We start from the raw sequence: 21,162 nt of genomic DNA on the forward strand, positions 1-21,162 counted from the left end.
CGTTTGAGTGCTTTTACCACAAGAATTAGGCGTAAGTGTTTACCTGAGTACCCACACTGCCTTCTTGCGCCAAATTTTGCTGAGCACCAGCATCTGAAGAAGCCAGCACCTCGGTGATTTGCTCAGCCTGCATATCAAGAGCTTGTCGGAACATTTGCATTTGCGCCTGTTCAGCGGTTTGCGCTTGATTCATATATAGCGCTGTACTAACTGCATTGCTCGCAGCTACATCCATACTGCACCTCAATCTATTGAGTGACTTATTCAGCGTAGCAAACCCAACCTGACTAAGCCACATTTGTCACTTTCCATTATGTAACAGGGTGAGGCGCTCCGTTTAAAATCGATCTGCTCGAAAGGGAGTCATGTCGATTGCTGTTGGCTTTTCTTCCATCATATCAACCAACAGCTGGCCAGTAGCGGGACCTAGGGTAAAGCCCTGATGGCCATGCCCGAAGGCTAACCATAGACCCGCATGGCGCGGCGCTGGGCCAATGACGGGCTTCATATCTGGCAAGCAAGGCCGTGCGCCTTTCCACGCCGCGCTATCTTTTCGCTCACCTAGCGGGAAAATTGTCCGCGCCACTTTTTCGGCAGCGCCCAGCTGCTCTTCATCCGCGGGAGATTCAAGGCGGTCTAGCTCTGCCCCCGTCGTCAGCCGCACACCTGCATTCATCGGTGCCAGCAAATAACCGATCTCGGCGTCCATCAACCAGTAGTTTAATTTGGCCATTGGCTGTGTCGCGTAGTGCATGTGGTAGCCACGTTTCACAAACGTGGGGAAGTGGTAACCCAGCGGCTTCATCCATTGGCCAGCCCAGGGGCCAAGGGCCATGACAACTTGATCAGCCTCAAACGACTCCGCACTGGTCGTCACTTTCCAGTGATCATTTTGCTGAGTGACACCAGTGATGTCCGCTTGTACCAGTTGTCCGCCCATCGCTTCAAAAGACGCCGCATAGGCAGCCACCAAGCCACCCGGGTCAGCGACTGTCCAGGGGTCTAGCCAGTGAATAGCACCGATGATTTTATTGCCTAGCTGCGGCTCCTTCTCACTCAGCGCTTCGCGATCAAGAACGGTGAACTGTACGCCGTAAAGCTCGCGGGCTTCTTCAGCCTCTTTAACTCGCTTAGCGAGCTTTTCCGGCGTGCGATAGATTTCAAGCCACCCTTCCTTACGCACTAGATGCTCAGCACCAGCGGCCTCAATCATCGGCGCGTGGGCGTCCAAACAGAGCTGAATTAACGAGGCGTACTCAGGCACGATTTTTTTGTAGAGCCGTGACGAAGAGTGGTGCCAGTAACTCAGCAGTGGCGAGGCCGCATTGACCATACCGGCAGGCCGGTAACGGATATCGACCCGACGGTTTGGAAGCACACTCAATATCGTTTTCATATCACGGGGAAACGGATAAGGCCTAACTGCTTCACGCTGGATAATGCCCGCGTTTCCAAACGAGGTTTCGCGTCCAGGCTGGCGGCGATCCACCAGCGTTACTTGATAGCCACGCTTTTGCAGCTGCCAAGCAATACTGACACCCACCATGCCTGCTCCTAAAACCACCGTTTGACGCGCCATTATGATGCACTCCTCTCGCTCTATTGTTTGCCCAGCCATATGCTGTTAATCACACAAGTAACATATTGAAAAATATCACCAATCAAACAGCTTTTGCACAGTTATAAACACTATTTTTAGACATTTTTTTAGTCTTTTATGACGCAAAAAGCTTAATTAAGGATGACTTTGCTAAGCACGGCATAACATTTGCTTAATCTCAGTTAACACTGCGTTTAACACCCCAGAAACCTTCCGCGACAGAAGCCACAGCGCGGCATTAATAGAAGACATCTTTCCTAACAATGCACCATGTCAGTGTTCACCTTGCACCAGATCAGCACAAGGATCACGCCAATGACCGACAGCTTTGATACAACACTCATCGATATGCTTTGGGTACTGTGGGCAGCTGCGCTGGTTTTCGTCATGCAGGCTGGTTTTCTTTGCCTGGAAGCGGGCACCACACGAACAAAAAATGCCATTAACGTCGCTATGAAAAACCTAGCGGATTTTGCCATTGCCGTCAGTGTCTTTTGGCTTGTCGGTTTTGGGGTGATGTTTGGAACTTCCCAATCAGGCTGGATGGGTAGCTCACTGTTTGGATGGGAACTGGAGTCGACCGACACCTGGCTTGTCACTGTATTTATTTTTCAAGCCATGTTTTGCGCAACGGCAGCTACCATCGTGGCTGGCGCAGTCGCCGAGCGGATGCCGTTCCTTGGCTATTTATGGACGGCCTTCTGGATTGCACTACTGATTTACCCGGTATTTGGCCACTGGGCATGGGGCGGCCTGCTGGGCGGAACGCCAGGCTGGCTAGCGGCGCTGGGGTTTATTGATTTTGCCGGGGCCACCGCGGTGCATAGCGTAGGCGGCTGGGTCGCGTTAGCCGCTGTGATGGTGATAGGCCCTCGTGAGGGGCGCTTTCAAGTAGACAAGCCCCCTACTGCGTTTCCTGCTGGAAATTTACCGCTTGCCATGCTGGGTGCCCTTTTTATGGTACTGGGCTGGTTCGGCTTTAATGGTGGTAGCACGCTGGCATTGAATAGCTCGGTGCCTGGCATTATCGCGAATACCATGTTGGGCGCCGTAGGCGGCATCTTATCCGCCATGCTGGTTGGTTGGCGGGTGCGCCGCTATGCGGATGTGATGTACGCCATTAACGGCGCAATTGCAGGTTTGGTCGCCGTCACCGCTGGCGCTCATGCGCTTTCCTTACCAGCCGCCTTTTTAATGGGAGGCGTTAGCGGCGTACTCATGGTGCTGGCAAGCGAATGGCTATTAAAACGGCGCATTGATGATGCAGTGGGAGCCATCCCCGCACACTTGGTGACCGGCCTATGGGGCACCCTGGCCCTACCCTGGCTGGCAGATCTAAATAAATTAGGTACCTCGCTTAGCCGTTTTGATCAATTCACGGTGCAACTACTGGGCGTGGTGGTGTGCGGCCTATGGAGTTTTGGGACTGCTTGGCTGCTATTTCGTATCACGAGGCGTTTTTTACCCCTTCGCGTCTCCAAAGATGCGGAAAAAATGGGGCTTAACCTAGCAGAACACGGGGCTCAAAATGAGCTTCATCAGCTTCTGGAGCATATGCGCCAGCACGAAAAACAGGGGGATATGCGCCAACGCATTGATGCCGACCCATTTACCGAGGTCGGGGAAATTGCAGCAAGCTACAACCGCGTATCTGCGGCGCTTGAACGCGCGGTAGGTCACACCCGGGTGATGTTACGCAATCTTCGCGACGGAGTGATTACCTGGCAAGCCGACGGAACGCTGACCGGCCTAAACCCAGGAGCGGAAGCCCTCTTTGGTGTTAATGCGGAGCAGTTGATTGGCCAGCCTGTCAGTACGCTACTGCCTAATAAACCGCTTGCGCCTGGGGCGCTGCATGAAATCAAACTGCGTACGGATGATCAGCAGGTACGCTACCTAGAAATTCAGGTAAGCGAAGGAGCCGCTGGTTCAGTCTCAGAGTGTTCGGGAATGGTGCGCGATATTACCGAGCGCAAACAGCTTCAAGAGCAACTGAACCGTGAGCGCGACCTCGCCCGTACCACGCTGGCTTCCATTGGCGACGGCGTTATTACCTGCGACGCCAGCGGCAACATCACGTTTATGAACGCGGAAGCCGAACGATTAACCGGTTGGCCGCTTCAAGAAGTCACCAATAAGCCTATCCAGACGGTTTATCAACTACGTGACGAGCTAAGCGATGAACCGATCAACAACCCTGCCCGCCAAGTGCTCACCCAGCACCGAGCGGTTCATTACAGCGAGCACTGCCAGCTTGTTCATCGCACCAGCAAACGCTATCCCATTCAGCATAGCGCCGCCCCTATCCGTTCCCGCGGTGGCATCACGCTGGGGGCCGTTGTGGTGTTTCAAGACGTGAGTCTGACGCGCAAGCTATCAGAGCAGCTTAACTACCAAGCCACCCATGACAACCTTACCGGACTCCTGAACAGGCGCGCGTTCGAGACGCTGCTCACTAAATTGCTTGCCCAAACGAAGCATCATCATGTGCTCTGCTATCTAGACTTAGATCAGTTCAAAATCGTTAACGATACCTGTGGTCATTTAGCAGGAGACGAACTGCTTCGCCAAGTTTCCATGAAGCTCAAAGCCCATGTGCGCAATAGCGATACGGTTGCCCGCCTGCGGGGCGATGAGTTTGCCCTGGTGCTACCTGACTGCCCACTAGAAAAGGCCAAGATTATTTGTGAAGCCGTACGCCGAGACATTGATCACTTTCGCTTTGCTTGGCAGGGGCACACGTTTGGTATTGGCGTCAGTATTGGCTTGGTAGCGATCGACAAGGAACATCCCAGACGCTTATCTGATACACTACACGCAGCCGATGCAGCTTGCTACACCGCCAAAGAGGCTGGTCGCAACCGAATTCACTGCTATCAACCTAACGACCACCTGCTGCTAGAACGTCACGGCGAACTGCAGTGGGTTCAGCGGCTACAAAATGCCCTAGATAACGACGCCTTTCGACTTTACGCGCAACCGATTAGCGCCGTATGCGGCAACGGGCCGGGCTATCGGGAAATTTTACTGCGTTTGGAGGAGAACGGCATACTCATTACACCCGGCAGTTTTCTACCCGCCGCCGAACGCTATCACTTTATGGTCAGAATTGATCGCTGGGTGGTTCGCAACACGTTGGCGTGGTTGGGTGACCGTTATCGCTGCGCGGAGAACCATACCATAGGCCACTGGGGTATTAATTTATCTGGGGATTCGCTATCAGACAGCGATTTTTGTCAGGAGTTGGTACAGCAGGTACGTCGCGCCGGGTTACCTGAAGGCACCTTATGTTTTGAAATTACTGAAAGTGCGGCTATTGCGCAGCTTTCAAAGGTGAGCGAACTGATTCAAGCGCTGAAAGCACTCGGCTGCCGATTCGCGCTGGACGACTTTGGCACCGGACTCTCCTCTTTCAGCTACTTAAAACAGCTATCAGTCGACTATTTGAAGATTGATGGCAATTTTATCCGCAATATCCACCACGATCCGATTGATAGCGCCATGGTAGAGGCGATTCACGCCGTTGGCAAAGCGCTCAATATCGATACAGTTGCCGAATACGTAGAGAATCAAGCAACGCTGGACAAGCTGCGTTCATTAGGAATTGACTATGCACAGGGGTATTTGCTGGGCAAACCGGAGCCTATTACCGCTACAGCAGGTAACCAGATTAAAGTGATGCCGCGATAGAGGGGTATAAAACAGACAAGGGCTAAAAAAGCCAAAAAGAAATGCTTATTTAACCAGCAGAAACGCTGGAGAGCTTTGTAAAAGAAGAGGAGATATAAGAGAGTAAATTACAGGTCAATGGGGTGGATGATGGGGATCGAACACACGACCACCGGAGCCACAATCCGGGACTCTACCACTGAGCTACATCCACCACAACCTGAAACTTTTAATGCTGCCTTGTCAATGGGGTGGATGATGGGGATCGAACCCACGACCACCGGAGCCACAATCCGGGACTCTACCACTGAGCTACATCCACCACAGACAAAAAGCAAACTTGAGAATACCCAACTGGAGAACAAACACTGAAAAGTATTTGATTGGCACGCCCAGCAGGACTCGAACCCGCAACCTACGGCTTAGAAGGCCGTTGCTCTATCCGGTTGAGCTATGGGCGCACATAGTGTATCCAGAGTGAATACTGATGAGCACTTGACCACAACCAAAGTTTGGAGAAGCAGACTAACACCTTCCGTGCTAGGTACGTGGTCGGGATGGAGGGATTCGAACCCCCGACATCCTGCTCCCAAAGCAGGCGCGCTACCAGACTGCGCTACATCCCGATTTCTTACCTTAGACGTTGCTGCGTGTCCCGTCTCAAGCGAGGCATATATTACTATTTCTAATTTTAAAGTCAACACTTAAAGTGATTGATTCGATAGGCGCTTTGCCTTGCCGCCCTACCATGCGAAAATTGCCCCCCTTAAAAGCGCGTTCTGCCACCAGCGCTTGTCAGTTTGCTTTGCTTTTCAACCTTCATAGGGATCTCATTACATGACCGCCCAACTCATCGATGGTAAAGCCATCGCCGCTAATGTCCGTCAACGCGTTGCCGAGAAAATTACCGCACGTCAGCAAGCTGGCGCTCGTGCACCCGGACTAGCCGTTGTTGTGGTCGGCGAAGATCCAGCCTCTCATGTGTACGTAAGCAATAAACATCGCGCATGTGAGCAGGCTGGCATTCTCTCTTATCAACATGCCCTGCCAGCGGACACCACCCAGGAAGCGTTAGAGGCATTGGTCGATGAGTTGAATAACGACGCAACTGTGGATGGCATTCTGGTTCAGCTCCCTCTGCCCGCCCACCTCGACGCTCGGCCAATTCTGGAACGCATCCGCCCTGACAAAGATGTCGATGGTTTTCACCCTTATAACATTGGCCGCCTGGCCCAGCGCTTACCTTCACTACGCCCCTGTACGCCAAAAGGCATTATGACCATGCTGGCGCAAAGCGGTATCGCGGTACGCGGCATGGACGCCACCATTGTGGGAGCTTCTAACATCGTTGGACGCCCGATGGCACTTGAGCTAATGCTGGCAGGCTGCACCACTACGGTATGCCACCGTTTCACCCAGGATTTAGCCGGCCATGTCAGCCGTGCAGATTTAGTCGTTGTTGCCGTTGGCAAGCCCGGCATTGTGAAGGGCGAATGGATCAAACCAGGCGCCGTGGTGATTGATGTCGGCATTAACCGTCAAGATGACGGTACCCTCGTCGGTGACGTCGACTTTGCTGCGGCTGCAGAGCGCGCCAGCTATATCACTCCCGTACCGGGTGGCGTTGGTCCCATGACTGTTGCCACGTTGCTGGAAAACACTCTTGAAGCCGCCGAAGACACGATCAGCAGCATTAAGCACTGAGCGTTTCAACAATTAAACCTCACGAATTACGACGGAGAATGCGACAGTGCAACGGATTGGAATTATTGGCGCAATGGCGCAGGAAGTGAATATTTTAGCGGGGCAGCTTGATAATGCCGAGCGCTACGAGCACGCCGGATTTGTATTTCATACCGGTACGCGCCACGGCTTGGAAGTAATCATTCTGCAATCGGGTATTGGAAAAGTGAACGCGGCGGTTGGCACGGCGATTTTATTAGAGCGCCATCAGCCGGATGCGATCATCAATACTGGCTCAGCTGGCGGGTTTGCCACCGACTTAGCCATTGGCGACGTTATCATTTCCGATGAAGTTCGCCACCACGATGTCGATGCAGTGGTATTTGGCTATGAGCTAGGCCAAGTACCAGGCATGCCGGCTGCCTATCATGCGGATAGCCGTTTGCGCGACATCGCTCGCGGCGCGATTGCAGCGCTTGGCGAGGTAAACGTACGCGAAGGGATGATTGCCACTGGCGATGCTTTTATGGCCGACCCCGAGCGGGTAGCCACCACACGCGCCCAATTTCCCACCATGCTGGCAGTGGAAATGGAGGGCGCTGCGATTGCCCAAACTTGCTACCTCTATGACTGCCCGTTTGTCGTCATTCGCGCCCTCTCTGACATCCCTGGCAGTGGCGACAACCACCTCTCTTTCGAGCAGTTCCTCGATATTGCCGCCGACCACTCATCACGGATGGTGGATCAGATGCTCATCGCCCTGGGCGAAACTAAGTAAGTGTCATCGGCCTAACTGCACTAACGAAAACGGAGCCTTAATGGCTCCGTTTTCTTTGAGACTTATACAGCGCGTTACTTTTTCATCGCCCATTGCAGTGTTTCACCTGCCAGCAGGGGCACAATGGTTTGTCCCGATGCGTAGGGGTAACTCTCCGGCAATACCCATTGACGGCGCTCAAGGGTTACCGTATCCGTATTCGGCGCCAAGCCGTAGAAGCGTGGGCCGTGCAGGCTAGCAAACGCTTCTAGCTTATCCAGCGCCTGCATCTCTTCGAACGCCGTCGCGTATAGCTCGATGGCAGCGGGAGCGGTATACGCACCAGCACAGCCGCAGCTCGACTCTTTATCGCCTTTCGCGTGGGGTGCGCTATCCGTGCCTAAAAAGAATTTCGGGCTACCGCTGGTCGCCGCTTTCAGCAGGGCTTGGCGGTGCTGTTCGCGCTTGAGAATAGGCAAGCAGTAGTAGTGAGGACGAATGCCGCCCGCTAACATTTTGTTGCGATTGAACAGCAAATGGTGAGCGGTGATAGTCGCCGCTACGTTATCGGAGGCGCTGGCCACAAACTCAGCGGCCTGCTGAGTGGTAATGTGCTCGAATACCACTTTCAAACTAGGATGACGCGCCAGCAGCGGTTTCATCACCCGCTCAATAAACATCGCTTCCCGATCGAAAATATCGATCTCGTGATCAGTGACTTCTCCATGCACCAATAACGGCATGCCCAGCTTGGCCATCATAGCAATCGTGGCGTCACAGTGAGCAATATCCGTCACACCTGACGCAGAGTTGGTCGTCGCCCCTGCTGGATAGAGCTTCACGGCTTTAACAATACCGCTTTCTACCGCGCGCTTAATTTCTTCAGGGGGCGTCGTATCCGTCAGATAAGCACCATCAAAGGCTCAAACGCACTGCCCTCTGGTAGCGCTGCCAGGATTCGCTCGCGATATGCTATTGCCTGCTCTGTCGTCGTCACCGGCGGTTTCAGGTTAGGCATAATAATAGCGCGCCCCATTTGCGCAGCAGTATGCCCCACCACGGCGTTTAACGCCTCATCATCACGTAAATGCAGGTGCCAATCATCGGGGCGGGTAATGGTAATAGCGTCCACGGCAAATCCTATTCTGATCTTGGGTAAGGGAGTTCAGAGAGCTGCCACAGTATACTCAATACGGCGATAGGATAAATCTGCGCGTTACCCCCACAGATAAGCGCAAGTGTCGTATCATGGCGGCACGCTGTAAGATCAAGGATTCAGTTGTTTATGCAGAACGTACGACGCTATGCGGATTTTATCGCCAGCATCGAGGGATTGGCGTGGCTGGGGCTCGCATGGTCGATTTCTATATCAATGCACCGTCAAAGCACCGAACCTACTCTGGCGATGCTATTTGTGGTGGCAACGCTGGTCCTGTTTAGCTGGGCACATCGACCTATGCGCTATTTACTGCGCCGTTACCACATTCGTAAGCGCCGCACTGACATGTGGATTCACACGCTGGCGCTCCCGCTGCTACTGGCGATGTTTTTCCACATTATGTTGGAAGCGTTGCTCGGCTCGGCCTGGCTCCCTCCTAAGATGCTGCTTTTTAACCTGTTAGCCTCTGCGGGTTGGATGACGTTTGTCATGACCCTATTTATTAAGTTCGTTATCCATAGCGTCAAAACATCAAGTAAATAAGCCGCCTCATGCCTACTGCTCTGCCCCTGCCGCTCTCTACGCCTAACCGCAATCTGGTACGGCTCACCATCGTTCGGGGGATCACCTGGACGGGTTTTTTGATGGCCATTATTGTAGGCATCGAACTACTAGCGTTTAACTTGCCCGTCACAGCCGTGGTCAGCGTAGTCATTGCCATGGGCATGTTGAACATTGCCACGTGGTGGCGGCTGGGTAGGCCTAGAGCCGTTAGCCATGGCGAGTATTTATCGCATTTACTAGCCGACATCGCAGGGCTCACGCTGCTGTTTTACTTTTCAGGGGGCTCCACCAACCCGTTTATCACTTACTACTTGGTGCCGGTGACTATTGCCGCAGCCACCCTACCTTGGCGCCACGCGTGGATCATCGCCGCCTGCGCCATGGCAGGCTACAGCTTCCTGATGTTTTACTACCACCCGATACCGCAGCTAGGACATATCAGTAGCGATGGCCCGTTAAGCCTACATATCCTAGGAATGTGGCTAAACTTCGGACTTTCTGCCGGCCTAGTCACCTTCTTTATTTATAAAATGGCCCACGCCCTGCGCAGCCGGGATAAAGCGCTTTCCCGCACCCGGGAGGCTGCGCTACGCAACGAGCAAGTGCTCGCCGTGGCCACCCAAGCAGCGGGTACTGCTCATGAACTGGGAACGCCGCTTTCTACGATGGCCGTGCTATTGAAAGAGATGCAGGCAGACGCGGAGCAAGAGAGCCCACTAGGGCAAGACATTGCGCTGCTGCGCCAGCAGGTGGATATCTGTAAATCGCGCCTGCAGCACTTGGTCAGCAATGCTGACCGTCGGCGTATGGCCGAACCTGAAATACTCGATGCGGAAGTATGGCTGGCAGGCGTGGTACAGCGCTGGCTCGTAATTCGGCCCGATGTTAGCCATCGTTTTGAAGTCGCTGAACGCCGCGGCAGACCTTGGCTGGCAGTTGATGCCACCTTAGACCAAGCGCTGACTAACTTGTTGAATAACGCCGCCGATGCCAACCCCGAGCACATTGCTATTCGCCTGGATTGGCAAGACGAGGAGGTGGTGATTGATATTCGTGATCACGGCCCAGGCGTGGCGATGTCAATTGCGGATCAGCTAGGCGATACCTTTGTCTCCACTAAAAGCAAAGGCATGGGCATTGGCCTATTTCTCACCCACGCCACGATTAACCGCTTCGGCGGCGGCGTTAGCCTTTATAACCATCCAGAAGGTGGAACGCTGACCGAGGTCACCCTGCCGCGTTGCTCAGCACCAACCTAGGGTGAGACGGCAGCTATTTAGACAAATGAGGGTACTATGCAGAACCAAGAGCAACGTCTGCTGATTGTCGATGACGATGAAATGTTTTGCCACGTGCTAAGCCGCGCACTGACCCGCCGCGGCTTTGAAGTGATGGTCGCTCACGACGCCGACCAAGCGCTGAATATCGCGGAACAGTTTATGCCCACCATGGCCACGCTTGATTTAAAGCTGGAGCATAGCTCTGGCCTTAAGCTGCTGCCTGAACTGCTCTCCGCAGTACCAAGCTGTCGCATCGTTGTGCTCACGGGCTACTCCAGCATTGCTACGGCGGTAGAAGCTATCAAACTTGGCGCGATCAACTACCTGTGTAAACCGGCAGATGCCGACGATGTGATGGCGGCCTTTGAACACCCTGACGCTGACCCCAATATCGAGCTGGCGGATAATCCCCCTTCCATCAACCGGATTACCTGGGAGCATATCCAAAAAGTGCTGCAAGAGCATGATGGCAATATTTCCGCCACGGCTCGGGCGCTAGGCATGCACCGCCGCACACTACAGCGCAAGTTGCAAAAACGCCCGGTTCGCCGCTGAGCCCGCCCGTTATCAAGCTCCACTAGCTATCGTAACAGGCGGGGGGTTGGATTAGTGTGCTGTCCAGCCGAGATCAATATCCCAGCTAGCGCCAGTGACTGCGCCCGCCGCATCTGACGTCAGGTAAGCGACCAACTGAGCAACTTCGGAGGGTTCGATTAAGCGCTTAATCGCGGCGTTTTTGAGCATGATTTTCTCGATCACCTCTTGCTCATCCATACCATGCAGCTTGGCCTGATCGGCAATCTGGTTATCTACTAACGGGGTTTTAACATACGCAGGGCAAATCGCATTGGCGGTAATGCCCTGTTCGCCGCCTTCCAGCGCAGCGGTTTTGGTTAACCCAATCATGCCGTGTTTGGCGCTGATATACGCCGCCTTACCCGGCGATGCCACCTGCGCATGGATTGAGGCAATATTTACCACTCGCCCCCAGCCCTTTTCACGCATATAAGGCCAAGCGGCCTGGGTGAGAAGGAATGGCGCGGTCAGCATCAGGTCGATAATTTGCCGCCACTTCTCTTCGGGAAAAGTCTCGATAGAAGCGACATGCTGAATTCCGGCATTATTCACCAAAATATCCACGCCACCAAAGCGTTTCACTGCCTCAGCAATCGCGCCACGGCATGCATCTGCGTCGGTGAGATCCGCTTGGTAAAACGCCGCGCCTGCCGCTTCTGCAATCTCTTTTCCAGCAGGATTAAAATCGACGGCCAGGACTTGATGGCCCTGCTCGCAAAAGTGTTTAACAACGGCTTCACCGATACCACTGCTGGTACCAGTCACCACGGCAACCCGAGGGGTTGAAGCTTTTTGGGATGACATTCAGACTTCCTTTTATTAACTGCACGGTAATGAATGTATAAACGCTCATGAGTATAGGAGTCGCCGGCAGCTTCTGCCTACTCTACCCTTGCGGTACAGCGTTCGGGGTCATTAGCTGTTCCATCATGCGCTGTGCTAATCGTGCCGTCTCTTGAAGCGTTTCAAGATCGCTTAAATCTTCTAAGATTTTTCGCTTATAAAGCTCGATACCCGCGGGCAAACGCTCTAGTTGCAGTGAGTAACGGCCTGAAGGAAGCGTTAACGCACACTGTGACTCAAGCGGCGCTTGTAAAGCAGACTGCTCTGGCAGCGCGACAAGCCATAGCTCACAAGGCGTAATTAAAGAGCCAGCCATCACGCTGGAGTCGCTATGCGCGACTCAATATGCTGAAAACAGAGCGCATCAACGCCTAATCGCGGATTGAAGTGCGCCTGCTGCTTAAGTCCTGCCAAGTGCTCATCGCGGTAGCACTTAGCAAGCTCAGCTAAATAACCATATTCATGCGGTGCCAGGGTTTGCATGGCTTCTCCTACTGTTCCATTGCTCATTGTGCGGCTTTATAGGGCACGTAGTGTGGTGCTATTGGCGAAAACCTGTGCCCTACGCCACAATGGGCGCTGATTCCTAATCCAAGCACTTACTTATTTCTGTATCGTAAAGGAGTTGTTGCCATGTTTGTGGTCATTTTTGGGCGCATGTCGTGCCCATTCTGTGTACGTGCCAAGCATCTTGCCGAACACCTCGAGAGTAACGGCAAAATTGATGGCTACCGCTATGTGGACATGCCCTCAGAAGGCGTTACCAAGGAAGATATCGCCAAAACTGCGGGCAAACCCATTCATACCGTACCGCAAATCTTTGTCGACCAGCAGCACGTTGGCGGCTTTACCGAATTCGACCAGTTTGTCCGCGATAAGCAATTAATGGCCTCTTAGCGGCCGTTAAAATCGCCGTTAAACCCCGTTGAACCTACGAACTCCTTGCTTGCCTATACTGACCTCTCAGTTACCTGTTTACTCACGGACGTCTATAGGCGGCGAGGAACCCCAATGCAGCGCGAGGAGTTTGTACAACAGCTGTGGCTCGACTATATCCATACCCATCCAGATATTGGCAGCTTAAGGCTATGGCCGCTTAGCACCACTGCTGAATATTTAACGCTGGTGACGCTTAACTACGGCCCTTTTGCCATGAATGCCTTAAGCGTGCCGCTAGCGCGTATGGGCTATCGTTCGGTGGGGCACTATGCCATGGCCGATAAAGGGCTGCTCATCCACTTAATGGCTCCTGCGGATGAGAGCAGTTGGCTAGTATTGGCAGAACTACAGATAGGCACCCTATCGAAAGTACCCCGTGAAGCACTGACCTCGCTAGTGCATCAGAGCCACCCCGCCGACTGTAAGGGGCAAAACCTGCTTTGCCGCGGCAGGCCATGGCCGATGCCCTCCTGGGAGCTTTATCAGCAGTTACAAAATGCCCACCCGCTTGCTGCCTGGCTGTCCGTGATGGGGCCACGTTTACACCATGCAGGCTTTGACTGTTACCGGATTAATGAGTCGATCGATACGATTAGCAAGCAATTGGAAAACGCAGGCATGCCATCACTAAGCGGTCAACAGAATGGCGTATTCTCGGTATCCACACTGCTTGAACATCGCTTTTACCCTGCCACGCCGCAAAAAGTGGTCTTTAGCGATGGCGATGAGCACCGTTTATGCTTGGGAGGCTTGGCACTCACCCAAAAACAGCTAAGCGATGATCATGAGCGTGTTGCTGAAATTTTATTACCCTTTCATGCCCGGTGTGAAATGGCGTGAGCCAAGGCCCACGCCATTTCACCATGCTCGCTGTCAGTGTTACTCGTCGAAGGTCATTTCCGGAACGTGGTCAGGAACGATCAGCTTGCCTGCGGTTTTCTCGACAATTTCCTCAACGCTAACGCCGGGCGCGCGCTCTTTGAGGATGAAGGCACCGTCTTTAATTTCCAGGTAAGCCAGATCCGTTAGCACTCGATTGATGCACCCGGCGCCAGTGAGCGGCAAGTTACATTTTTCCAGCAATTTGGATTCACCGTGTTTGGATGCATGGGTCATGGTGCAAATAATATTTTCTGCGCCAGCCACAAGATCCATCGCTCCACCCATACCCTTGATGAGCTTACCGGGGACCATCCAAGAGGCGATATTGCCCTCCTGATCAACCTCGAACGCACCCAGTACGGTTAAGTCCACATGTCCGCCACGAATCATGGCGAACGACTCAGCGGATGAGAAAATGGCAGCGCCAGGACGCGCGGTAACGGTCTGCTTACCCGCGTTAATCATATCGGGGTCCACTTCCTCCTCAGTGGGGAAGCGCCCCATGCCCAGCAAGCCGTTTTCAGACTGGAGCATGACATCTATACCATCTGGGATATAGTTAGCTACCAGGGTAGGAATACCAATGCCTAAATTGACGTAAAAACCATCCTGCAGTTCACGGGCAACGCGCTGTGCCATCTGTTCGCGAGTTAAAGCCATGGTGCCACCTCTTGTCTTAGCAGTTAGTTGATTGTTGGCGTTGTTGCGCTTAGCTGCGCACCGTGCGCTTCTCAATACGCTTCTCGAATGTGCTTTGAATAATACGATCCACGTAGATACCCGGCGTATGAATCTGGCTTGGCTCCAGTTCGCCTGGTTCAACAATCTCCTCAACTTCTACAACGGTGATCTTGCCTGCCGTGGCGGCCATGGGGTTAAAGTTCTGTGCAGTATGGCGATACATCACGTTGCCATAGCGGTCGGCTTTCCAGCCTTTCACAATCGCAAAATCGCCTTTAATGGCTTCTTCTAAAATATAGTGGCGGCCATCGAACACACGCTCTTCTTTGCCTTCTCCAATCGGGGTGCCATAACCAGTAGCCGTGTAGAAGGCGGGAATGCCCGCTCCGCCAGCACGCATTTTTTCTGCCAGCGTTCCTTGAGGGGTCAGTACCACCTCAATTTCATTATTCAGCATTTGCTGCTCAAACAGCGCGTTTTCGCCTACGTAGGAGGCGAAGATTTTGCTAATTTGCCGATCTTCGAGCAGAAGGCCTAAGCCAAAACCATCGACGCCACAGTTGTTAGAGACAACAGTAAGGTCTTTCACACCACGACGTTTGATTTCTGCGATCAGATTTTCTGGAATACCACACAGACCAAAGCCACCTGCGAGGACGGTCATGCCGCTTTCGATGCCTTCCATTGCTTCTTCGTAAGAAGCTACACGCTTGTCGAATCCTGCCATTGTTATGCCTCACATTGTTGTTGAGTACGTATCGGTGTTGAGAACGTTTGTCGAGAATAGTGTGTAAGAAGCGTTTGTTGGAATGTCGCGCCATACATAGTGCGTATGACGATCAGATCAGTATTGCCAGTGTTGTCCTAGATGATATATTTGTTAAGTTTGTTTTTCTTATCAATTTATTTTAATAACTTATAAAGAGACGCCATGACCGTCAAGCAGCTTCGTGCATTTTTAGCCGTGGCACAGACCCTGAGCTTTACCCAGGCATGTGAGCGCCTGCACCTTTCACAGCCCGCCCTAAGCCTTGCCATCAAAGGGTTAGAAGATTCGCTAGGCGGCAAACTGCTTATCCGTAGCACCCGCAGCGTGCGGCTAACCCCAGAGGGGGAGTCGCTGCTCCCGCTTGCCAAACACCTGCTGGCGCAGTGGGATAACACCGAGGAACGCCTGCGCCAGCGGTTTACGTTACAGCTAGGGCGACTCAGCGTTGCGGCCATGCCGTCTTTTGCCTGCAATCTATTACCCAGTGCACTGGTTAAGTTTCGACAACAGTACCCCAAAATCAACGTTACGGTGCACGATGTGATCAATGAAGAAGTCACGGATATGGTGCGCTCCCGACAGGTAGAGATTGGCATTGCCTTCTCGCCGGAGGGCCAGGGAAGCTTAAGTTTTACACCTTTGTTTGAAGATCAGTTTGTCGCCGTGGTTCCTCCCACCTCGCCCCTGGCTCACCGCGACACACTGCCCTGGACGCAGCTGCTTGAGAATGACTTTATCACGCTACAACGCCCTTCCATGGTACGGCGTTTACTGGAGCAAGAGCTTGGCAAGCGCCATATAGACCTCCCTGTCGCCTTTGAAAGCCACCAGCTCTCTACCGTCGGACGAATGGTCGCGGAAGGCCTAGGGGTCAGCGCTGTGCCTTCCATGTGCATTCAGCAAATGCATGAGCTAGGTGCGCTCTGCATACCACTTGTCGAGCCAAGCATCGCTTGCCGAGTGGGGATCCTGACCCAGGAAGAGCTTTCTGTGGCGGCGCATGCGCTGCGTAGCGTGTTGCTTGAGAGTGTTAAAGCACCTTACCTACCCATTGATGCATAACGCTTTGATACGGTTATGCTGGGCAGCGTGGCGCTGATCTATTAGCATTTATCGCTAAGCGCGTGTTTAAAAGGCCTTTAGCACGCAGACGAATTGCTGTGAGGATTGTGGTATGCCAATTATTAAAGGGGGCGTTAGCATCTTGCTGCTGACGTTGAACACGCTGGTTTGGGGTGTCCCCCTGATTATTCTGACGCTGCTAAAGTCATCGTCCCTGGGCGGCGGCAAAAAGAGTGGCTGCTTAAAGGGCTATGTGCCGTCGCACTAAACTGGATTGGCGTCAATTTGTGGTGGATGCGCCACTGGTTAAAACCTAATGTCTCGATCAACGTGCCAGATACATTAAGCCCTGAGCAGTGGTGGCTGGTCATCTCTAACCATCGCAGTTGGACCGATATCTTTATTCTATTTATGGCACTGCACCGACGCATTCCTATGCCGCGCTTTTTTCTCAAACACCAGCTTATCTGGATCCCGATTGTTGGTCTCGCCTTCTGGGCGCTTGAGTTTCCCTTTATGCGTCGCTTTAGCCGTGAGCAGATCGCCAATAACCCCAAGCTAGCCACAGTTGACCGGGAATCCACTGAGCGCATGTGCCGCCAAGCTCGCCATGCCCCTATCGCTATTTTTAATTTTGTCGAGGGAACCCGCTTTACCGTCGCCAAACGTGAGTCGCAGCACAGTCCATTCCAGCATCTGCTTCGCCCTAAAGCAGGAGGAATTGCCCAAGTACTTAGCCTGCTGGGTGATCAGTTGGATGGTATTCTTGACGTCACTATTAGCTATACCAACCCATCACCCACGTTTATGGGTTTTTTATGCGGTAAAGAAGCCCCCATTACGCTTGAAGCCCGGCAGCTAGCCATTCCTGAATGGATGCAAACTGCCAACTACCATGACGAACCGCAGCACAAGGAACGCTTCCACGCATGGATCAACTCACTCTGGCAGGAAAAAGATACCTTGCTAGATCGCCTCAGCGACCACGACTAAGCCACTGGCTCACTATTTGTGTATTGGCCAGCGTGCTAACTGGCTGCGCCAGCTCTGCCCCCCCCTCTAGCCAGCGGGTGCCCGCCGCTAGTAGCGCCAGCGCTATTGGCGGCAACTGGGTAGAGGTTAGGCGTGGGGATACGCTAGGGCGGCTCGCGGCACGGGCTAACGTAACACTTGAACGGATAGAGCGCTTCAACCCCGGGGTTGACTCTCGCCGTTTAGCCGTTGGTCAGCGCCTATTGATCCCAACCCAGCAGGAGCGAGCGCCTTCTGGCGGCCCTTATCGCTATCAAATCCGGCCCGGCGATACCTTCTCAGGTATTGCTAGGCACTTTAGCACCACAACGGGGCGAATCCAGAGTGCTAACCAAGGCACTTCCCCCACGGCATTGCGTGTGGGGCAAATCATTAGCGTACCGCTTAGCAGTACCGCTAGAACGGCATCATCAAGCAGTAGTTCAGCCGCTAGTAGCGCCAATAACCGTAATGCATCAACGCCCGCCCCTGCGCCAAGCGCTAGTGTGCCAGCTTCGGCACGCCGATGGCCGTGGCCTTTAGAAGATTATCGTGTGGTTCGTCGGTTTGGTGCCGACAGCCGCGGCACACTACAGCCCATGTTGTTGGCAACTCAGGCAGGCGCTCGTGCTAAGGCCGTTGCCCCTGGTGAAGTACGCTTTGCAGATAGCATGCGACAGCTCGGCGATGTCGTGATTGTGCACCATGCCGATAACTTGCAAACCGTTTACGCGCTCTGCGAGCGGATTCTCGTCCGCGTAGGGGACCAGGTGAGTACAGGTGATGAGCTGTGTGATGTAGGACAAAGTAACGCGACACAGCGTTATGATCTGCTGTTTGACTTACGCCAGGGGGGGAAACCCATCGACCCACGACAGGTGCTAAGGTAAGCATATTCCGCATGCAAAAGCCCCGCGAGGGGCTTTTGCACCTTTTTTGAATTAACTGCGCTCGCTAATTAACCGCGATAGTAACCAGGGGCCACAAATGGCATCGCGGAAACGCTCATGGGTAGCTGCTTGCCGCGTACTAACGCGTAGACGGTAGTACCGGGCGCTTCCCACTCACGGGCGAGGTACCCCATGGCAATAGGTTTACCGACGCTCGGCCCAAAACCTCCGGAAGTCACTACGCCAATTTCATTGCCCGCCTCATCGACCAGCAGACTGCCTTCTCGCACCGGCGCGCGCCCTTCTGCCACCAGCCCAACCCGCTTGCGGGTATGATCTTTGGTATCCACTTGGTGCAAGATCACATCGGCTCCGGGGAAACCCGCTGCTCGCTCGCCGCCATGGCGACGCGGCTTGCCAATGGCCCAGATCAAGCTGGCCTCGACAGGCGTGGTTTGCATATCCATATCGTGACCATATAGGCACAAGCCCGCTTCTAAGCGCAGTGAATCACGCGCGCCCAAGCCAATCGCTTCTACTTCAGGCTCGGCCAGCGGCGCTTCGGCAAGCGCCTGGCACTCGTCAGCCGCGACAGAGATTTCAAAGCCATCTTCGCCGGTATAGCCACTGCGACTGATCCACACGTCACATCCTGCTAGGGTGTAACGACCATGCTGCATAAACGTTAGCTCACAGGCTTGCGGGCAGAGGCGCTGCATCACATCGCGGGCCTGTGGCCCTTGAAGCGCCAGCAGGCCGCGATCAAGCACATCAATTTGATGAGTGTTACCAAGATTGGCGCGCAAATGGGCAATATCTTGGTCTTTGCATGCCGCGTTCACCACCAGATAGAAGTGATCGCCAGCATTCACCACCATCAAATCATCGATAATACCGCCATCGGTGCTGGTAAAAAGGCCATAACGCTGCTGGCCTTTTTGCAAGCCTACCAAGTCCGCTGGGATAAGACTTTCCAGCGCTTCAGCGACCTTTTCTCCGGAGACCAGAATCTGTCCCATATGCGACACATCGAACAAGCCACACCGCTCGCGGGTATGCTCATGCTCTTTTTTAACACCTAGCGGGTATTGCACCGGCATATCGTACCCGGCAAAAGGCACCATCTTGGCCCCTAGCTGCGTGTGAAGCGCATGAAGTGGCGTGTGGTTCAGATCAGTCATGGCATTTCCTCTGTCAAAAAAGAGAAACGGGAAGCCTTACTAGGCTTCCCGGCTCTATTACATCGTGCATTACCTGCTTACAGGCAGGCCTTATTTATCATGATCCAGGGCTTCACCCGGCAGCACGTCCTTACCAGCAAAATAATCCCGAGTGAGCTTAAAGACAACCGGAGACAGCAGCGCCAGGGCAATGAGGTTAGGAATCGCCATCATCGCGTTGAAGGTGTCTGCCATCAGCCAGATAAAGCCCAATTGCGCAATTGCACCCACCGGAATAGCCAGTACGAACAGCACTCGGTACAGCATAATAGAGCGCGTACCGAACAGGAACTGGCAGCACTTTTCACCGTAGAACGACCAGCCAAGAATGGTGGTAAAAGCAAAAATTGCTAGCGCAATGGCCACAATTTGGTTACCAAAACCAGGCAGCGCCGCATCAAAGGAGAGCGCCGTGAGCGAAGCGCCCGCTTCGCCTTCCATCCACACGGTAGAGGTCAAGATCACCAACGCCGTGATGGTGCACACGATGATGGTATCGATGAACGTACCCAGCATGGCAATCAAGCCCTGACGAACCGGGTTTTTCGTCTGCGCAGCAGCGTGAGCAATCGGTGCACTGCCCAGACCTGCTTCATTGGAGAAAATACCCCGCGCCACGCCAAAGCGGATGGCGGCCATTACCGCAGCACCGGCAAAGCCACCGGCTGCTGCCATGGGGTTGAAGGCGTAGTAGAAGATCAGCCCAAAGGCGTCACCGATTTGGCCCGCATTAACGATCAGCACCAGCAAGCCCGCAATCACATAAGCAATGCCCATCACCGGTACCAGCTTACCAGCAACCTTGGCAATGCGCTTGATGCCACCCAATATCACTGCACCGGCCAGTACCATGATGATAACGCCGGTTAACCAGTGAGGCACACCAAAGGTGGCATCCATGGCGTCAGCCACGGAGTTAGACTGTACGGTATTACCAATCCCGAACGCGGCAACAGCACCAAAGAACGAGAACAGGCCGCCCAGCCACAGCCACTTACGGCCCAAGCCATTCTTGATATAGAACATCGGCCCGCCTACATGGTAGCCAGTGCTATCGGTTTCCCGGTAGCGCACCGCCAGCACTGCCTCGGCAAACTTGGTCGCCATACCCACCAGTGCGGTAATCCACATCCAGAACACAGCACCTGGGCCACCTAATGCGATGGCCGTTGCCACACCGGCAATATTACCGGTACCAATCGTCGCAGACAGTGCTGTCATCAGCGCGTTAAAGGGAGAAATTTCCCCCTCATCGCTGGGTTTTGCAGGGGTTTTATCGGATGGCTTGGCATCGCGGCCTTGCCACATTAGCTTGAAACCCATGCCGAGTTTACGTATCGGCATCAGTTTCAAGCCAATCTGCAGGTAGATACCCACCCCCAATAGCAGGATCAGCATTAACGGGCCCCACACCACGCCGTTAATGGCCCCTAATAGGCTTGTTAACGTTTCCACACGACTCTCCTTACCCAATTGATTAATGCATTTGTTATGAAGGTTAGGTTGTTCACCCGCTCCAACCGATAGCAGATGAAATCACCAAGCGTTCCTACCATAGCGCTTAATTAACGCTGGAA

19 protein-coding genes, 4 tRNA genes and 2 pseudogenes are annotated in these 21,162 nt (G+C 53.6%); 11 read left to right on the forward strand and 14 right to left on the reverse strand.

Annotated elements, in window-relative coordinates:
• Positions 1-25: 25 nt before the first annotated feature.
• Both B4967_RS14315 and B4967_RS14320 read right to left on the reverse strand, forming a co-directional pair.
• The gene (locus tag B4967_RS14315; protein WP_243470608.1) at positions 26-193 is read right to left on the reverse strand and encodes a putative motility protein; all 168 of its coding nucleotides are present in this window, start codon (positions 191-193) and stop codon (positions 26-28) included.
• A 144-nt stretch (positions 194-337) separates the two neighbouring features.
• Positions 338-1,579, reverse strand: a complete 1,242-nt coding sequence (locus B4967_RS14320; protein ID WP_083025935.1) for an NAD(P)/FAD-dependent oxidoreductase — start codon at positions 1,577-1,579, stop codon at positions 338-340.
• Between the two features lie 336 nt (positions 1,580-1,915).
• Between B4967_RS14320 and amt the strand changes: the two genes are divergently transcribed.
• Positions 1,916-5,290 carry an ammonium transporter gene (gene amt, locus B4967_RS14325; RefSeq protein ID WP_083025938.1) on the forward strand — a complete coding sequence of 1,125 codons (3,375 nt, stop codon included), beginning with the start codon at positions 1,916-1,918 and terminating at the stop codon, positions 5,288-5,290.
• 118 nt (positions 5,291-5,408) lie between these two features.
• Here the strand turns inward: amt and B4967_RS14330 are convergent.
• The 4 genes from B4967_RS14330 to B4967_RS14345 form a co-directional block, all read right to left on the reverse strand.
• Positions 5,409-5,483, reverse strand: a tRNA-His gene (locus tag B4967_RS14330).
• A 33-nt stretch (positions 5,484-5,516) separates the two neighbouring features.
• Positions 5,517-5,591: transfer RNA gene (locus tag B4967_RS14335), tRNA-His, on the reverse strand.
• A 62-nt stretch (positions 5,592-5,653) separates the two neighbouring features.
• A tRNA-Arg gene (locus tag B4967_RS14340) sits at positions 5,654-5,730 on the reverse strand.
• 88 nt (positions 5,731-5,818) lie between these two features.
• Positions 5,819-5,895: transfer RNA gene (locus B4967_RS14345), tRNA-Pro, on the reverse strand.
• A 211-nt stretch (positions 5,896-6,106) separates the two neighbouring features.
• Here B4967_RS14345 and folD point away from each other — a divergent pair.
• Positions 6,107-6,973 carry a bifunctional methylenetetrahydrofolate dehydrogenase/methenyltetrahydrofolate cyclohydrolase FolD gene (gene folD / locus B4967_RS14350; protein WP_083025941.1) on the forward strand — a complete coding sequence of 289 codons (867 nt, stop codon included), beginning with the start codon at positions 6,107-6,109 and terminating at the stop codon, positions 6,971-6,973.
• Positions 6,974-7,019: 46 nt separating this feature from the next.
• Positions 7,020-7,730, forward strand: a complete 711-nt coding sequence (mtnN, locus tag B4967_RS14355; RefSeq protein WP_044630550.1) for a 5'-methylthioadenosine/S-adenosylhomocysteine nucleosidase — start codon at positions 7,020-7,022, stop codon at positions 7,728-7,730.
• Positions 7,731-7,804: 74 nt separating this feature from the next.
• Here mtnN and pyrC read toward each other — a convergent pair.
• Positions 7,805-8,841 (reverse strand): annotated as a pseudogene (pyrC, locus tag B4967_RS14360) (dihydroorotase).
• Positions 8,842-8,994: 153 nt separating this feature from the next.
• Here pyrC and B4967_RS14365 point away from each other — a divergent pair.
• The 3 genes from B4967_RS14365 to B4967_RS14375 are packed head-to-tail and all read left to right on the forward strand — an operon-like array spanning position 8,995 to position 11,267.
• Positions 8,995-9,411, forward strand: a complete 417-nt coding sequence (locus B4967_RS14365) for a hypothetical protein (protein WP_044630548.1) — start codon at positions 8,995-8,997, stop codon at positions 9,409-9,411.
• Positions 9,412-9,419: 8 nt separating this feature from the next.
• Entirely contained in the window at positions 9,420-10,691 is a 1,272-nt protein-coding gene (locus B4967_RS14370) for an ATP-binding protein (RefSeq protein ID WP_083025943.1), read from the forward strand.
• A gap of 36 nt (positions 10,692-10,727) precedes the next feature.
• The gene (locus B4967_RS14375) at positions 10,728-11,267 is read left to right on the forward strand and encodes a response regulator transcription factor (RefSeq protein ID WP_083025945.1); all 540 of its coding nucleotides are present in this window, start codon (positions 10,728-10,730) and stop codon (positions 11,265-11,267) included.
• 51 nt (positions 11,268-11,318) lie between these two features.
• On the opposite strand, the gene B4967_RS14380 is transcribed toward B4967_RS14375, so the two are convergent.
• From B4967_RS14380 to B4967_RS19740, 3 genes are all read right to left on the reverse strand, one after another.
• A complete protein-coding gene (locus B4967_RS14380) occupies positions 11,319-12,092 on the reverse strand; it encodes a 3-hydroxybutyrate dehydrogenase (protein WP_083025947.1) in 774 nt (257 codons plus the stop codon).
• An 82-nt stretch (positions 12,093-12,174) separates the two neighbouring features.
• Positions 12,175-12,447, reverse strand: a complete 273-nt coding sequence (gene hybE, locus B4967_RS19735; RefSeq protein ID WP_243470611.1) for a [NiFe]-hydrogenase assembly chaperone HybE — start codon at positions 12,445-12,447, stop codon at positions 12,175-12,177.
• Positions 12,447-12,614: a hypothetical protein gene (locus B4967_RS19740; RefSeq protein ID WP_243470609.1), complete on the reverse strand. Its 168-nt coding sequence runs from the start codon at positions 12,612-12,614 to the stop codon at positions 12,447-12,449. The genes hybE and B4967_RS19740 overlap by 1 nt, the downstream gene beginning before the upstream one ends.
• Positions 12,615-12,764: 150 nt before the next feature.
• Between B4967_RS19740 and B4967_RS14390 the strand changes: the two genes are divergently transcribed.
• A complete protein-coding gene (locus B4967_RS14390) occupies positions 12,765-13,028 on the forward strand; it encodes a GrxA family glutaredoxin (protein ID WP_083025950.1) in 264 nt (87 codons plus the stop codon).
• A 114-nt stretch (positions 13,029-13,142) separates the two neighbouring features.
• A complete protein-coding gene (locus B4967_RS14395) occupies positions 13,143-13,910 on the forward strand; it encodes a VOC family protein (protein ID WP_083025952.1) in 768 nt (255 codons plus the stop codon).
• Between the two features lie 39 nt (positions 13,911-13,949).
• Here the strand turns inward: B4967_RS14395 and B4967_RS14400 are convergent, their stop codons facing one another.
• Entirely contained in the window at positions 13,950-14,612 is a 663-nt protein-coding gene (locus tag B4967_RS14400) for a CoA transferase subunit B (protein ID WP_044630542.1), read from the reverse strand.
• Between the two features lie 49 nt (positions 14,613-14,661).
• Entirely contained in the window at positions 14,662-15,360 is a 699-nt protein-coding gene (locus B4967_RS14405; protein ID WP_083025954.1) for a CoA transferase subunit A, read from the reverse strand.
• Positions 15,361-15,564: 204 nt separating this feature from the next.
• Here B4967_RS14405 and B4967_RS14410 point away from each other — a divergent pair, with 204 nt between their 5' ends.
• From B4967_RS14410 to B4967_RS14420, 3 genes and pseudogenes are all read left to right on the forward strand, one after another.
• Positions 15,565-16,464, forward strand: a complete 900-nt coding sequence (locus B4967_RS14410; protein ID WP_083025956.1) for a LysR family transcriptional regulator — start codon at positions 15,565-15,567, stop codon at positions 16,462-16,464.
• A 112-nt stretch (positions 16,465-16,576) separates the two neighbouring features.
• Positions 16,577-17,457 (forward strand): annotated as a pseudogene (locus tag B4967_RS14415) (acyltransferase).
• Positions 17,394-18,365, forward strand: coding sequence for a LysM peptidoglycan-binding domain-containing protein (locus tag B4967_RS14420; RefSeq protein ID WP_192859217.1), 972 nt, complete (start codon positions 17,394-17,396; stop codon positions 18,363-18,365). The pseudogene B4967_RS14415 and the gene B4967_RS14420 overlap by 64 nt, the downstream one beginning before the upstream one ends.
• Before the next feature lie 68 nt (positions 18,366-18,433).
• Here B4967_RS14420 and gcvT read toward each other — a convergent pair whose 3' ends face one another.
• Entirely contained in the window at positions 18,434-19,546 is a 1,113-nt protein-coding gene (gene gcvT, locus B4967_RS14425) for a glycine cleavage system aminomethyltransferase GcvT (RefSeq protein WP_083025957.1), read from the reverse strand.
• A gap of 90 nt (positions 19,547-19,636) precedes the next feature.
• Positions 19,637-21,040, reverse strand: coding sequence for an alanine/glycine:cation symporter family protein (locus B4967_RS14430; protein ID WP_083025958.1), 1,404 nt, complete (start codon positions 21,038-21,040; stop codon positions 19,637-19,639).
• Between the last annotated feature and the right edge of the window lie 122 nt (positions 21,041-21,162).

It is taken from the genome of Vreelandella lionensis, assembly GCF_002087295.1.
GTDB lineage: Bacteria > Pseudomonadota > Gammaproteobacteria > Pseudomonadales > Halomonadaceae > Vreelandella > Vreelandella lionensis.

What these genes read in the sequence shown, in the direction of transcription:
- B4967_RS14390 (WP_083025950.1), top strand. Translation starts at nt 12,765, where the DNA reads ATGTTTGTGGTCATTTTTGGGCGCATGTCGTGCCCATTCTGTGTACGT.
- B4967_RS14365 (WP_044630548.1), top strand. Translation starts at nt 8,995, where the DNA reads ATGCAGAACGTACGACGCTATGCGGATTTTATCGCCAGCATCGAGGGA.
- B4967_RS14320 (WP_083025935.1), bottom strand. Translation starts at nt 1,579, where the DNA reads ATGGCGCGTCAAACGGTGGTTTTAGGAGCAGGCATGGTGGGTGTCAGT.
- B4967_RS14380 (WP_083025947.1), bottom strand. Translation starts at nt 12,092, where the DNA reads ATGTCATCCCAAAAAGCTTCAACCCCTCGGGTTGCCGTGGTGACTGGT.
- B4967_RS14370 (WP_083025943.1), top strand. Translation starts at nt 9,420, where the DNA reads ATGCCTACTGCTCTGCCCCTGCCGCTCTCTACGCCTAACCGCAATCTG.
- B4967_RS14410 (WP_083025956.1), top strand. Translation starts at nt 15,565, where the DNA reads ATGACCGTCAAGCAGCTTCGTGCATTTTTAGCCGTGGCACAGACCCTG.
- B4967_RS14420 (WP_192859217.1), top strand. Translation starts at nt 17,394, where the DNA reads ATGGATCAACTCACTCTGGCAGGAAAAAGATACCTTGCTAGATCGCCT.
- hybE (WP_243470611.1), bottom strand. Translation starts at nt 12,447, where the DNA reads ATGGCTGGCTCTTTAATTACGCCTTGTGAGCTATGGCTTGTCGCGCTG.
- B4967_RS14395 (WP_083025952.1), top strand. Translation starts at nt 13,143, where the DNA reads ATGCAGCGCGAGGAGTTTGTACAACAGCTGTGGCTCGACTATATCCAT.
- B4967_RS14400 (WP_044630542.1), bottom strand. Translation starts at nt 14,612, where the DNA reads ATGGCTTTAACTCGCGAACAGATGGCACAGCGCGTTGCCCGTGAACTG.
- amt (WP_083025938.1), top strand. Translation starts at nt 1,916, where the DNA reads ATGACCGACAGCTTTGATACAACACTCATCGATATGCTTTGGGTACTG.
- B4967_RS14375 (WP_083025945.1), top strand. Translation starts at nt 10,728, where the DNA reads ATGCAGAACCAAGAGCAACGTCTGCTGATTGTCGATGACGATGAAATG.
- B4967_RS14315 (WP_243470608.1), bottom strand. Translation starts at nt 193, where the DNA reads ATGAATCAAGCGCAAACCGCTGAACAGGCGCAAATGCAAATGTTCCGA.
- folD (WP_083025941.1), top strand. Translation starts at nt 6,107, where the DNA reads ATGACCGCCCAACTCATCGATGGTAAAGCCATCGCCGCTAATGTCCGT.
- gcvT (WP_083025957.1), bottom strand. Translation starts at nt 19,546, where the DNA reads ATGACTGATCTGAACCACACGCCACTTCATGCGCTTCACACGCAGCTA.
- B4967_RS14405 (WP_083025954.1), bottom strand. Translation starts at nt 15,360, where the DNA reads ATGGCAGGATTCGACAAGCGTGTAGCTTCTTACGAAGAAGCAATGGAA.
- B4967_RS19740 (WP_243470609.1), bottom strand. Translation starts at nt 12,614, where the DNA reads ATGCAAACCCTGGCACCGCATGAATATGGTTATTTAGCTGAGCTTGCT.